This window comes from Chitinophaga fulva (assembly GCF_012927205.1).
In the GTDB taxonomy this organism is placed as follows: domain Bacteria; phylum Bacteroidota; class Bacteroidia; order Chitinophagales; family Chitinophagaceae; genus Chitinophaga; species Chitinophaga fulva.
Window position 1 is genome coordinate 16392 of the sequence record NZ_JABBGC010000001.1, and the last position, 14512, is coordinate 30903.

A 14512-nucleotide genomic window follows, 5' to 3' on the forward strand; every position below is an offset into this window, starting at 1 on the left:
GGCCCCGGTCTTTTTTTATGCTTTAGAATTTAAATCCCAGTGTTAAATATGGTAACGTTTCTTCCCTCGAATGCCCTACCACCACCGTAACGATGAGTGCATTCACCGGCGCCAGGTATACCCCGCCACCATATCCATCGTGCCATACGTGGGAATGTTCATTGTCTTGCCATACACGGCCTACATCATTAAAGGCCAGCAGCCCTACCGTGGCTGGTAACACATAAGTCTTCAGGTCAAACAGTTTCACCCTGATCTCTGTGTTGTTATAAGCAGAAGCACCACCGGCAAAGCGGTAGTTACGGAAGCCGCGCAGATTCTGCGTGCCACCAATAGTAGCAGCCTGGAAAAACTCATAGTCGCCCCAGATTTTGCTGCCTCCAAAACGGCTAACGATCACAAAAGTGGCCGGCACCCGGAAACTCATATACAGGCTCAGATCGGACTGTAGTCGGGTATAGTTGCGGCTATCGCCGTTGAGTCCTTTGTTACCGGTCAGGGAGGTGGTCCACAGGATACCTCTTGTTGGAATCAGCTTGTTATCGCGGGTATCAATCTGAGCAACCGCCTTTAAACCTGCGTAGGATTTATTGCTGTATACGCTGGCAGAATCCAATCCATTTTTATCAAAACTGGTGATAAAGCGATTATCGTTTTCGTCTTTGTTGAACGCGTAGTTGTTTAAAGTTGGTCCGTATGATATACTGATGTGATTGCTCAGATTTGTACGGAGCAGGGCTTCCAGCGAATACAGGTTAAAACGGGCGCGATAATAGGTAATGCGCTTACCACCACTTTTATCGAAAACAGTTTCATTACCGAGGCCGAAGAAGTTGATGGTATTGTTCGGCGCCTTGGCGCTTGCTGCCAGCAGGAGGTCTGACTTACCGATTACATCGGTGAACTCCCCGTCGTATTTGAAGTTCCATGCTCTTGTGGCCAGCGCATGGGTAGCCGTAAAGATATGTTTGGCAGCATAAGGCTCTTTACGGAATGAATGACGGATCAGTTGTAAGGCCAGGCCCAGCTGAACGCCGTCATCACGGTTGTAACCGGCTGCCAGCATGGGGAAGGTTTTGTTATACTTGAATGCGCTGCGGTTGTAGCTTATATTCTCCGGATTATCGGACAGGCGGCGTTGCGTATGGCCGTCCAGCTGGAACGTATCCTTGCCGGTGCGTTGGTCGTATATCCGTATCCGTTTGCCACCACCGGAAGTGGAACTGTCGATATAGGTATCTGCGTCTTTGCCGCCGATCAGCCGTATCCGTATGGGAGTGCCGTGGTTTCCTTTGATCTCAAAACGGTCATGACCGCCCAGTCCATATACGTTTACCTCTTTTGTTTCTTTAGGGCTGAATGTGCGGGAATAGATGTTTTGCTCCACTTCCCCCTTCTTGCTGATCTTGAACATATTCAGGGATACCGCGCCTCCATCCAGCTTTTCCACCTGTATCAGTTCATTTTTTTTCGTAGCGGGTACATCCACTCCTTTAGCCAGAAAGCGGTAATATTTGAGAATATTGTCTTTGAGGATATCCCGGCGAACGGAAAGGCGGTGCACCATCATGGGCGCCACCTGCTTGCGGATGGTCTCCGGGAAAGCATTGACAGCTGCTTGTATCACGCTGTCTGTCATTTTCCGGAGGAATTTGTCCGTTTGTTTTTCCCAGTCTTTTTTGTCCAGTTCATTCATAAAAGAGCGGTCAAAGTAGCGGGCGCTGAACTGGAAGCCATTCACATAAGGGATACGGTCACGGAAGCCTTGAACATCAGGAAGAATCCACGGCTTACATATCATACGGGGCAACAGGCCTTCATTCACAAAGAAAGCCTGGTCACGGTCACGTGGCACCGGGTAGTAGTATTCCTGTCCTTTATGTTTTTCACGGTACCAGCGCCATTGGTCATCATGCCGGTCAAAGTCCATGATGTAGGTATCTAAGATACGTGCGCGCAGTACGGCTTTCTGGTCAATATGAATATCATTATCACCCAGTACTTTGTCCAGCACTTTGGGTGTACTGTAGGTTTTGTCTTTGTCGCCGGTTACGGGTTCCCTTTCTTCCAACAGAAAAACTTCATTACCGAATACATTGGCGTAAGTGCCGAGGGTTGTGTCCAGCGGCAGATACACAAAAGAGGGATGTGTATGCGGTACCCCGGCCGCTTCTGCCAGAACGCTGACAGCCAGCGGGGCGTATGGGTTAGACGCTGATATCTGGTCCTGTACCACTTCGCGGGCAATAGTTTCGCGCAGCATTTCAGGGATGGCGGCCAGCGGGAATTTTTTTAGGGAGCGCATAGCGTATTCCGTGCCGGTGCTGTCTGCAAGCCGTAGCGAGTGGGTTTGTTTACCGCCGCCACGTTGTAAGATGGTATATCCTTCTTTTTGCAGGTTTATCACCGGGAAATTCATCGGCGTATTCCATACCTCCCGGTAATTGTTGCCGAGCAGGAGACGATGGAATTTAGTGACCTGTGCATATTGCGTATCCGCCGCTACTTTCACGTATGCCGGCAGGTTGGAAGGCTCCCGGAATGGCAGTCCCTGGCTGCGAATATCCTGAATCCGCATCACCGTATCGCTGAAAGCCGGAGCTGACAATTCTTTTGCCAGGAAGTACTGTGCTCTCACCGTACCATCGGACATTACCTCCAACGCGCTGAAACCATTCTCAGATGTAGCGTACAATGATTTGCTGCCTTTTTTTACCCGGTTGTTTTTGGCGCCGCTGCCACTCACAATGTAAGTGTTGGGGGTGTCTTTGATCAGCTGTAACGTATGGTCATGACCGGAGACAAAGACTACCGGGCCATGTGGTTTAAACGCTTCCTCCACTCCTTTGATCATGTTCTGATATTTGGGATTGGGGATATCTTCCGGGGTACCGAACACGCCGCGTGCCAGCGGATAGATAGAACCTATCACCGGCATAGGCACATACAGCCATGGTTTCAGGTCAGTAAGCGGGAAAATATGTTGTTTGATGGTATAATAACCTCCATGGGGACCGTAGCTACGGAATGGGTGGTGCGTAGCAAAAATGAGCAGTTTGTTGCGGTTATTGGCAACAATGTCGGCCAGTCGGCCCACCACCTCTTCTTTGTCTTTACAGTCGCAGGATGATTCTGTTCCCGGCTTTTGATACGGGAACACCCACCATTCGCTGTCCATGATAATGAGTGTGATATTATCAGCCAGCTTCACCTCCACGGGGCCGGGGCAACCATCTTTAGGCTGGAAGTCCACGTTCTCCAGATGCAGGGAGTCAATATATTGTTGCTGGTTACGGATTACCTGCCATCCATTGGGTTTACTCTTGTCCCAGTCGTGGTTACCGGGAACAAAAATGCCTTTGGCGCGGGTACCTTTTACCAGTCCTACCTGATAGTCCAGTATCTCTTTGGCCATTGGATAGGATTTATGGGACTGGTCAGGTAACCCTCGCGGGTATACGTTATCACCGAGGAACAGGACGGTGTTAATATCTTCCTGTAAGTCGTATTTCTGTCTTACCGCATCTACCACAGGATTACGCCCGTTTTCGTGCAGTTCACCGGCATCCCCGATGAGAATAATCCTTTTAACGACGGCGGGCGATTGCGCAAACATGCGGCCGCAGGTCAGAAAAGCTAGTGTGACAAGGATAATGGCTTTGTTGATCATTTGCGCTGGTAAGTGAATTTTAGGATATTGGCTGTACCGTCGTAACCGCCTTCATTGGAGATATACAGATCGCCGTTAGCCGCAAAGGTAAGGCCTTCCGGTTGTAGGAAGAGCCGGTGTTTGAGGTTATAGGCTTCCTGAACGTGGCCCTGCAGGTCGGTGATCACCAGCAGCCCGTTGACCGACGCCACGATATACAGTCTTTTCTCAATCGGATGTATAGCAGCGGCAGATGGTTTAAAGAAGCGCATGTCTGTACCGGCCAGTTTGGCTATCTCCGCATTGTCGAGCCGGTAGATGGGTACCGTATCAAATGTGCGGGTAGCGAGATCGAACCGGTAGGCGCTGGTCATGCCTTCTTTTTTATCATCAGGTGCGTTTTTGGTGATTAGTACAATCGCATTGCGGACGCTATCGAAATAGGTGGTTTCAAATTCCCTTTTCGCTTCTTTGGGGAATTTATAGTGTGTACTGGAAGCGCTGTCCGTGAAAAGGCCGTGTACCTCATATAAGGAACCGTTGCTTTTGAGCACAAACCAGCCGCTGTCTGTACGGCATATATCTTCATAGTCTCCGTGTTTAGCGAACTTCCAGGAAGGATACGCTTTGTTGGTATGGACATTAATCTGATACACCCGGCCTTCTTCGTCATTGATCGCGATCATATTGGTTTCGTCCGGGAAAGCTTCGATACCGGAGATCTCCTGCATGGATTCCCTGACCCTGTAACGTACCGGCGCTTTGAGGTCATAGCCCGCCGGGGAGGCGAATACTTTCTGTTCCTGGTCGCTGATGTTATTGCAGGAAAGGAACATTAACATGATTAGCAACAGGGTTGTTCTGTTCATACATCGGCTTTGTAGCATAAATTTAACTCAAAAATGCAGTAACTTCCCTCATGCAAAGGCGCAAATCGGGGGAATGCACGCAAAAGTACCGCTTTCTCCCTTTGCCGGACAAAACTTAGAATATGCAGAACAGCTCACTCATCGATGCCGCCAGAGACTTTGTGATGGCCCAGTACCAGCAACATCCGCATCCTGAACTGGTATATCACAACCTAGAACATACGCTGCAGGTAGTAAAAGCAGCCGCTCAGATTGCCGCCCACTACCGCCTTCAGGACGAAGAATTACAAGCCGTTTACGTTGCTGCATGGTTCCATGATGCCGGCTATCTGATAGGTGAAGCTGGCAAACACGAAGAAAATGGCGCTGTGGAAGCTGTCAACTTCCTGCAAAGCCAGCAGGCACCGGAAAATATACAGACGATGGTAAAAGGCGCTATCCTGGCCACTAAAATGCCACAGTCGCCCCATAGCCTGGTAGAACAAATCGTTTGTGATGCAGACCTGTTCCACCTTGGCTCCAAAGATTTCGCCGACCGGAATAAGCTATTGCGCAAAGAGGTAGAAATGAGAACGCAGCAGGAAGTACCTACCAGCACCTGGCTCGCCGGCAATATCAAATTCCTCACCGCCCATCACTACTGGACCGACTACGCACAGACCTACACTAAACAACAAAAAGAAGAAAACCTGCAGAAGCTGTATAAAAAAATGGAAAAAAAATCTGCCGAAGCCGCTGAACCAGCCACCACACCGGTAGCTGGACCAGTAGACAACCCCACTACGCCCGATGCCCAGCTCCTGGAGAAAAATAAAAAGAAGGACAAGGATAAAAAGCCGGACCGCGGCGTGGAAACGATGTTCCGCATCACTTCCACCAACCATATCCGATTAAGCTCTATGGCCGACAGCAAAGCACATATCATGATATCGGTCAACTCCATTATCATTTCTTTTATGCTCTCAGTGCTGGTACGGCGGATAGAAGACTATCCCAATATGGTCATCCCGGCCATCATCTTCCTGGTCACCTCTGTCACCACCATCATCTTTGCGGTACTGGCCACACGGCCCAATGTCACCAGTGGTACTTTTACAAGAGAAGATATCAATAACAAAAATGCCAACCTGCTTTTCTTTGGTAACTTTTATAAGATGAAGCTGGATGAATACGAATGGGGCATGAGGAAGATGATGGACGACGCAGATTTCCTCTATGGCAGCATGACCAAAGACGTATATCATCTTGGTGTGGTGCTGGCCCACAAATACAAACTGCTCCGTATTTCCTATAACGTTTTTATGTTTGGCCTGATATCGTCTGTGCTGGCCTTCATGATCGCAGCCATCTTTTTCCCGGTAAAAGCATAAGTATTCATGGCTATTCCTTTATATAACCGCGATCTCAGTTGGTTGTCCTTCAACCACAGGGTATTGCAGATGGCAGCCGATTCACGGGTACCACTATACGAACGCATTAAATTCCTGTCCATCTTCTCTTCCAACCTCGACGAGTTTTTCCGTGTCAGGATGCCCGCCATCCTGGCCATCAACAAGGTACTGGAACGAGATCCTGATGCCGCCGGCGAAGAGTCTCCCACACCGGAAACATTACAGGAAGTAATGGACACTATTAACCGTCAGCAGGAAGAATACGGAAAGATATTTACCGGTATGGTGCTGCCGGCGATGCAACAACAAGGTGTCACCCTTTTCTATGGCACCGAACTGGCGCCGGAACTGGCCGCCCGCACCCGGTCCTACTTTCAATCCACCGTACAGGCCTGGCTGCAACCAGTATGGCTCAGTCAACGGCATAAAAAGTTTTTCCCGGAGAACAACGCATTATACCTCGTGGTGACACTCAGTCCGCAGGCGACTCCCGATAAACAGGAAATCGTGCTGGTGAATATTCCCTCCGGGCTGAAACGCTTCCTGACACTGGATGCGCCTGATAAGCAGTTTCACATTGCTTTCCTCGATGATATTATCCGGGCGCATCTGCCCTACCTCTTCCGTGGCTACATCATCCATCAGAGCTATTGCATCAAACTCACGCGCAACGCGGAAATAGATATGGATGAAATGAAAGGCGATGTGCTGGAAGAAATAGAAACCATGATCCGCAAGCGGGAACTGGGCGTGCCTACCCGCTTCCTGTATGACGCCTCCATGCCGTTATCGCTGCGCAACTTCCTGGCTGGCCAGTTTGAAGCGGCCGATAATGAAATGGTGCCCGGCGGCCGTTACCACAACCTGAAAGACCTTGCAGACCTGCCCATGCCGGCCGGCCTTCCCGGCGCCTTATATCCCAAAGCCAGACCGGTAGTACAACCAGAGGCAGCTGCCGCCGACTACCTGCTGGACCTGATACAACGCAGGGACCTGCTGCTGCATCTCCCTTATGAGCAGTACGACCCCGTATTGCGATTCTTCAGCGAAGCAGCCGTAGACCCGGATGTGGAAGAGATATACGTTACCCTTTACCGCATCGCCTCCGGCTCACAGATAGCGCAGGCACTGATCAGCGCCGCGCAAAATGGTAAAGCGGTGACCGTATTCGTAGAGTTGAAAGCCCGTTTCGATGAGGCCAATAACATCCGCTGGTCCAAGAAAATGAAAGAAGCCGGTGTAAAACTCATTTACAGTATCCCCGGCATGAAAGTACATGCCAAAACAGCGCTGGTAAAGCGCCGGCGCGGTTACCTCTGGGACTATTCCGGACTGATCGCCACCGGCAACTTCAACGAAAGCACGGCACGGTTTTACACCGACCACGTATTGTTTACCTCCCATGCCGGCATCACGCGGGAAATGGAGCTGTTGTTCCTCTACCTGCAAAGCCGCGAGCAGCCGATGGCCTATCATTTCCTGCAATTTGAGCATCTGCTGGTGGCGCAGTTTAATATGCTCACCCGCTTCACAGATATGATAGACCGGGAGATTGCCAACGCACAAAAGGGCCTGCCGGCGAAGATCACCGTTAAGATCAATAATCTCCAGGAGAAATCGATGATCTCCAAACTGTACGAAGCCCGTCAGGCTGGCGTGGAAGTGGATTTGATTGTTCGCAGTATCAATTGTTTGCAGACAGGCATTCCTGAAAGCAGCGGTATCCGCGTGGTGCGTATTGTAGACCGTTACCTCGAACATGCCCGGGTGTTTATCTTCCATAACAATGGCCAGGAAGAAGTGTACATGGGCTCGGCCGACTGGATGAACCGGAACCTGCACCGCCGTATCGAAGTATGTGTACCCGTATATGACGCCGCACTCCGGCAACAACTGAAAGACATCGTGTCTTTACAACTGGCCGACAGTCATCAGGCACAACAAGCCATTCAGGCGTATGTGCAAAATATAGTGTAAATTAGATAGGATGAATAAATCGAGTTTTATGAAGAAGATAGTATGGGCATTGGTCCTTGGACTGTTTTTCGCCATACCGGCGACGAAGGTACAAGCGCAGACACATGACCTGGAACACATTTACAACCCTTCCGCAGATGCTAAGGCGGATATAGCCGCTGCCGTTAAACAGGCTGCGCAGGAGAAAAAACATGTGCTGTTACAGATAGGTGGTAACTGGTGCATCTGGTGCAAACGGCTGTATAAATTCGTGGAAGATGATGCAGAGCTGAAAGCCGCCATGAATAAAAACTATGTGGTATATCACCTCAACTACAGTAAGGAAAACAAGAACCTGCCTGTCCTGAAAGAGCTGGGATATCCACAGCGTTTCGGTTTCCCGGTACTGGTAGTGCTGGATGCCAAAGGTAACCGGCTGCATACGCAGAATACAGGCCTGCTGGAATCGGCGGACTCCTATGACAAAAAGAAACTGGCGGAGTTCTTCAAACAATGGTCGCCTGCTGCTTTGCTGCCTTCCAATTACGTCAACGAATAATACTGCCATGAATAACGGCATGACCACTTTCAATACGGATGCTGTGCATACTTTTATAAAGTTTGCGCAGCATCCGTTTAAATTTAGGGCTTACCTCTTCTGGAAGCTGCCAGCTGCCTGGCTGGCCGGTGTACGGATGCAGACCATCACAGAAGATGCCTGTACCACCTCCGTCCCTTTCCGCTGGCTGTCACAGAACCCTTTCCGTTCCACTTACTTCGCCTGCCTCGCTATGGCCGCAGAAATGAGTACTGGCCTACCTGCCATGATGTATGTTCAGAGTGCACCCAAACGTATATCCATGCTTGTTACCGGTCTGGAATCCACCTTTGTGAAAAAAGCCACCGGCCTCACTTACTTCACCTGTAATGATCTTCCTGCGCTGAAAGAGGCGATCAGCAAGGCCATGAACGAGGAGGAGGCGGTTACCGTTACCATGCGCAGCGAAGGCAGGGACAAACAAGGCACACTAATTGCCTCGTTCGCTATCACCTGGTCTTTTAAAGGAAAATCATAAAATGGTGGTCATCACCCTAAATCAAGGATATGAAAATAGCATTCCATGGTGCAGCCCGCACCGTTACCGGCTCCAAGCATCTCATTACACTGAAGAACGGAAAGAAGGTCCTGCTGGACTGCGGCATGTTTCAGGGTATGGGCCCAGAAACAGATGAACTGAACAGGGACTTTGGCTTTGACCCGGCCGAAATCACGTATATGGTCCTCTCCCATGCCCATATAGACCACTCCGGCCTGATTCCCCGCCTCGTGAAAATGGGCTATAACGGTGATATCTACTGCACACCCGGCACCCGCGACATGACAGAAATCCTGCTGCTCGACTCCGCAGAAATACAGGAAGACGATGTGAAATTCACCAACAAAAAAAGAGCAAACGAAGGCAAACCATATGTGCTGCCACTCTACACCCTGGAAGATGCCAAAAGCGCGATCCGTTTTCTCAAACCAGTCAACAGCTATAATACCTGGATCAACATTGATCCGGACATACAAATCATGTTCACTGATGCCGGCCATATCGTAGGCGCTGCTTCCGTACACCTGCGTATCACGGAAAACGGCAAAACAGAACAAATCTCTTTCAGCGGTGACATCGGCCGGTATAATGATGCCATCCTCAAATCACCCGCCACCTTCCCGCAAGCAGACTACATCCTCATTGAATCTACATACGGCAGCACCCTGCATGCTGACGCGGCTCCTGCCGATGCAGAATTACTGCGTTACATTAAAGAAACCTGCGTAGAAAAAAGAGGTAAACTGATCATCCCGGCTTTCAGCGTAGGTCGTACCCAGGAACTGCTGTATGCACTGAACAAAGCACAGCTGAACGGTACCCTCCCGAAAGTGGACATCTTTGTGGACAGCCCACTGTCTACCGAAGCCACTGCTGTTACCAAATCACATCCGGAAGTATTTAACCGCGAAGTGTCTGACTTGCTAAGGCGTGACGACGACCCGTTCGATTTCCCGGGGTTACACTATGTAAAATCTGTGGACGAATCCAAAGGACTTAACTTCCGCAAAGAGCCCTGCGTGATCATCTCCGCCTCCGGTATGGCGGAAGCTGGCCGTGTAAAACATCATATCGCCAACGGCATCGATGAAGAAAGAAACACTATTCTTATCGTAGGCTATTGCGAACCACAATCCCTGGGTGGACGGCTCATGCGCGGCGCCAAAGAAGTGTCTATCTATGGTACCCGTTATGAGGTAAAAGCAGAAGTCGGCGTTATCCGCTCCATGAGCGCACATGGCGACTACGAAGACCTCAGCCAGTGGCTCGCCTGCCAGCACCCAGGTGATGTGAAAAAATTATTCCTCGTACATGGTGAATACGATGTGCAGGTTATCTTCAAAAACTGGCTGCTCAAAAAAGGATTCCTGGATATAGAAATCCCGGAAAGACATTATGAAATTGGATTGAGATAATTATCTATAAAAAGGAAAAACGGATTACGGACTTTGTTCGTAGTCCGTTTTTTTATTCATGGACATAAGGGAACCATATATTAACCCTTGTCCCGGTTGCGTTTCCCGCCCCGTCATTCAGGTCTTCAATATCAAAACTGGCATCCATGTTAAAGCGGCTGTTGTATAGCTGTAGTCTGTCGCGCGTGATCTGCAACCCGCGGGAATAATGCTGTTTGTCCATTCTTCGCAGCGCTGCCGACCTGGCCCTGCCGATGCCGTTATCTTCTATGGTACATAATACCCTGTCGCCTATACGGGCAAACATGATCCGGATTTTCCCCTGGTCGGGGATATGCAGGATACCATGCCAGATGGCATTCTCCACGAAAGGCTGCAGGATCATGGTGGGTATCTCCACGAAATCCGGTTCCAGTTCAGGATCTACGATAAACTCATATTCAAATGCATCTGCAAAACGCAGTTTTTCCAACTCCAGGTAGTTAGTGAGCATATTCACCTCTTTAGACACCGGTATGTTGTTCAACTGGGAGTTGTCCAACACATTCCGGATAAGGCGCGCAAAACGGGCAAGGTAAGAGAGCGCCTGCTCGGTTTCACTCTTCATCATAAATGTCTGAATGGAATTCAGCGCATTGAAAATAAAGTGCGGATTCATTTGAGCACGCAGGGCTTTCATTTCCAGCTGGGCCATCTGCTGTTGGATAGCGGCCCTCTCCCTGGCTTCTTTCTTTACGGAAGTAATACGCAGCCGGATATACAAATATACCAGTCCCAGTGCCGCCAACAGGCATAGGATACGGAACCACGGCGTTTGCCAGAATGCCGGCCGGATAAATATCTTCAGCTCGCTGATATGCAGGGAGGTGGTCCCGGCAGAGTTGACAGCCCTTACCCGGAAAGTATAGCTTCCCGGGGCAAGGTTGGTGTATTTGGCCACCAGTATGTTTTCTGCACTCACCCAGTCTTCATCCAGTCCTTCCAGCTGATAGAAATAACGGATTTTCTCCTGGTGATAAGACAGGCTTTTAAATTCTATGCTGATGATATTCTGGCGGTGATTCAGCTCTACCGGCTTATTATCGCGCAGCGCTTCCTCTATCAATATAGTGCTGTCCAACGCTTTCATATTAACGATGGTAACATCGGGCGGAGGTGGCGCCACCTCCAGTTTGTTCGGTTCAAATACCACAAAATGGTCTGAAGCGCCTACCAGCAGCCGCCCATCTTTCAGCCAGGAGATGCGGCGGCGTACCTTGCGGGAGTTATCGATGATATCATCGTTCTGAGTAAAAGTCTCCAGCCTCCCGCGGGGAATGGTATACCGGTAGAAGCCATAGGGCGTGATGAACCAAAATTTCTCCGGGGTGTCTTCCCGTATATTCAGCACCCACTCATCGAAGAGTTGTCCATCAATTCTGACGGGCACATAAGTGCCCTGACGGGTATTGTACATCCACAGCCCGTGATCAGTCCCGGCCAGCAGTGTACTGTCATTAAATCTTACCAATGAAGTAACATTGTTATAGCTGTGCTGCAGCCATTCAAAATTCTGACGGGCAACTATCCTGCGGGTATGCGGATTAAAAAGGATCAACCCGCCGCCGCTGGAAGCCAGCCATAGCAAGGAATCTCCTTCTGTCACGATTTGCAGCACTGACAAAGGCCGCTTCAGTGAATCTGTGATTTCGTGGTAATAGTTAAACTGATTGGTGCCCGGGTTCCAGCTGGCCAGTCCACGTTTGTAAAGCCCTATCCATACAGAAGTATCTCCCTGTACCAACATGCGCAATAATGTTTGTTCATGTAACGCCGGAGAGGTGAGATGCCGGATAAACCGTCCGGTAGCGGGATTAAAGAGCGACAGGTTACCATTTTCCTGTCCTATAAGGATAGTACCGTTTTTCAGTTCAGCGAAAGTCCATACCAGTCCGCGTTGTTCAGGGATAGTGGTCGTGGTATCTTCCCCATGAAAATAGTTGCCCAGCAATTGCAGGCTGGAAGATAAGCGGCTAAATCCTCTCCCCCAGTAGCCCACATATACGTCCCCGTTACTGGCTTGAAAAATGCCTGTTACCTCCGCTGCCGGCAGCCGTTCTTTTGTTTTTTCAAAAACAGTACGGTGGTCCAGCATCCGGAAGGAAGTATTGTGAATACTGAGGATATTCACGCCATGATCGGTACCTATCCAGAGGTGGCCTTCCCGGTCGCTCAGCATACAATTGGCTTCGTAGTCGTAGTGGAAACCACGTTCATCGGAGTTGTTGCTGGTGATGTTAAAATCAAAGCGCCGCAGCGAATCATTGAACCGGAAGATGCCGCCTTTTTCCGTGGCCACCCACAGGTCTTTGTTTCCATCGGTCATCACATCAAAAATATTGTCCACTTCAGGCGTATTGAAGCGGTATTCCTGCAGCCTGTTGGCAGCGGGATCGTACTGGTACAGGATACCCTTCCGGCCGGCCATCCATATATGATGGAGATTATCGGTGTATATCTTCTTAAAGCTGTTATGAATGTCCAGCACCGGCAGATGCCGGGGATTATTACCGGGTGAAAACAGCTGTTTCCGGTCGCGGTCCAGGATGTAGAGATGCTCCGTTCCGCTTATCCAGAGGTTGCCGGATTCATCTTCCATAATGCCGTCCTGCATTTCAAGGCGGTCGGCCTCGGGTACCATAGCGGCTTTATGAAAGCTGAAAGATGTTTCATCAAACTGCATGAGGCCATCACGGGTGGTAGCCCATATGATACCGTTGTGGTCCTGTATGATGTTGCTACATTGCAGCCCTTCCGGCAGTTCCGCCCTGTTGGCCACTTTGAGGGTCTTGATGCGCATCGTCACCGGATCGTATACACGAATATTGTCCGGAGTGCCCATCCAGATGCGGCCACGGTTATCCTCACAGAGGCAGATATCATCGTAGTAGATGGAGCCGGGCACCCGGTCGAAATTGGCCATGGTAACCAGGTTGGTACCATCATACCGTTGCAGGGCAGTACTGGCGATCCAGATAAACCCTTTACGGTCCTGCAGGATAGCCGAAACGTGGTTACTGGCAAGGCCGTTGCTGATATCGAGATGCCGGAAATGATAAGAAATATTTTCCTGCTGCGCAGTGGCAGTAAGCGTTACAGACAGGCAGCACAACAGGCAATATAGATACCTCTTGATGTGATACTGTAATGGGGCGACGGACCAGATAAACTGTTCAATCATGGCATTCAGGAAAAAATTGGCTGTGGGATAAAAGTACTAAATGTTGTCTTGATATTACAAATATATCACCATACAACCATTATCCCTGCTTAGTTTTTCTACATCAGCAGGACATGAAAAGTACCGTCACACAGCCATACGCCTGAGTAGCCCACAGTATGGGCTGGTAACTACAGGCTCATGCCACCGTCCATCACCAGTTCAGCGCCAGTGACAAAAGAAGCGGCATCACCGGATAACTGTGCCACCATCTTTCCTACATCACTGGCTTTTCCCATGTGTCGCAGCGGTACGCGGTCAACTATCCAGGCTTTCACGCCCTTGAGCTGTTCTTCATCGTATCCTTGTTTATGCAGGATTTCTGTTTCAATTGGGCCGGGGCTTACTGCGTTTACCCGGATTTTCCGTGGCGCCAGTTCTATCGCTGCGATCTTCATGATCGCATTTAATGCCGCTTTGCTGGAGGAATAGATGGAAGAATTGGCCACGCTCATGCTGGCGGTATTGGAGGAGAGGAATATCACTGACGCCCCATCCTTCAGGACAGGAATAAATCTGCTCAGCGTAAAATAAGCGCCTTTGAAGTTCACGTCTATCACCTGGTCAAATACTTCTTCCGTTGCCTGTTCAATGGATGTTCCATGCAGGATACCGGCGTTGATAAACAGAATATCCACTGTCCCAAACTGTGCTTTAACGTTGTCGGCCAGGTTTTCAATAGCATTGAGGTTTCCCTGGTCGGCCACGATGCCGGTAACGCCCAGTTCTGCCGCAGCTGTTTCAATGGCTTCTTTCCGTCGTCCTGTGATCACCACAGTTGCGCCCTGTTGCTTTAATTCCTTTGCCGTAGCGTAACCAATCCCGCTGTTGCCGCCGGTCACCACTGCTATTTTCCCTTTTAGTGTTTCCATGATT

Annotated in this window: 9 protein-coding genes; 5 read left to right on the forward strand and 4 right to left on the reverse strand. The window is 49.8% G+C overall.

The window, feature by feature from the left end; genetic code table 11:
* Positions 1–22 precede the first annotated feature (22 nt).
* Positions 23–3670, reverse strand: coding sequence for a BamA/TamA family outer membrane protein (locus HHL17_RS00075; RefSeq protein WP_169222797.1), 3648 nt, complete (start codon positions 3668–3670; stop codon positions 23–25).
* Positions 3667–4518, reverse strand: coding sequence for a hypothetical protein (locus HHL17_RS00080; RefSeq protein ID WP_169222798.1), 852 nt, complete (start codon positions 4516–4518; stop codon positions 3667–3669). The genes HHL17_RS00075 and HHL17_RS00080 overlap by 4 nt, the downstream gene beginning before the upstream one ends.
* 122 nt (positions 4519–4640) lie before the next feature.
* Here HHL17_RS00080 and HHL17_RS00085 point away from each other — a divergent pair, with 122 nt between their 5' ends.
* From HHL17_RS00085 to HHL17_RS00105, 5 genes are read left to right on the forward strand one after another with little or no spacing between them, the layout of a single operon-like run.
* Entirely contained in the window at positions 4641–5888 is a 1248-nt protein-coding gene (locus tag HHL17_RS00085) for a Pycsar system effector family protein (RefSeq protein ID WP_169222799.1), read from the forward strand.
* Between the two features lie 6 nt (positions 5889–5894).
* A complete protein-coding gene (ppk1, locus tag HHL17_RS00090) occupies positions 5895–7886 on the forward strand; it encodes a polyphosphate kinase 1 (RefSeq protein WP_169222800.1) in 1992 nt (663 codons plus the stop codon).
* 28 nt (positions 7887–7914) lie between these two features.
* Positions 7915–8424 (forward strand): thioredoxin family protein, encoded by a 510-nt coding sequence (locus HHL17_RS00095; RefSeq protein ID WP_169222801.1) that lies wholly within the window; start codon positions 7915–7917, stop codon positions 8422–8424.
* A 7-nt stretch (positions 8425–8431) separates the two neighbouring features.
* Positions 8432–8941, forward strand: a complete 510-nt coding sequence (locus tag HHL17_RS00100; RefSeq protein ID WP_240975053.1) for a DUF4442 domain-containing protein — start codon at positions 8432–8434, stop codon at positions 8939–8941.
* A 29-nt stretch (positions 8942–8970) separates the two neighbouring features.
* Positions 8971–10377, forward strand: a complete 1407-nt coding sequence (locus tag HHL17_RS00105) for an MBL fold metallo-hydrolase (protein ID WP_169222802.1) — start codon at positions 8971–8973, stop codon at positions 10375–10377.
* A 52-nt stretch (positions 10378–10429) separates the two neighbouring features.
* On the opposite strand, the gene HHL17_RS00110 is transcribed toward HHL17_RS00105, so the two are convergent.
* Both HHL17_RS00110 and HHL17_RS00115 read right to left on the reverse strand, forming a co-directional pair.
* On the reverse strand, positions 10430–13597 hold the full coding sequence (locus HHL17_RS00110) for a sensor histidine kinase (protein WP_169222803.1): 3168 nt from the start codon (positions 13595–13597) through the stop codon (positions 10430–10432).
* Positions 13598–13767: 170 nt separating this feature from the next.
* Entirely contained in the window at positions 13768–14508 is a 741-nt protein-coding gene (locus HHL17_RS00115; RefSeq protein ID WP_169222804.1) for an SDR family NAD(P)-dependent oxidoreductase, read from the reverse strand.
* Positions 14509–14512 lie beyond the last annotated feature (4 nt).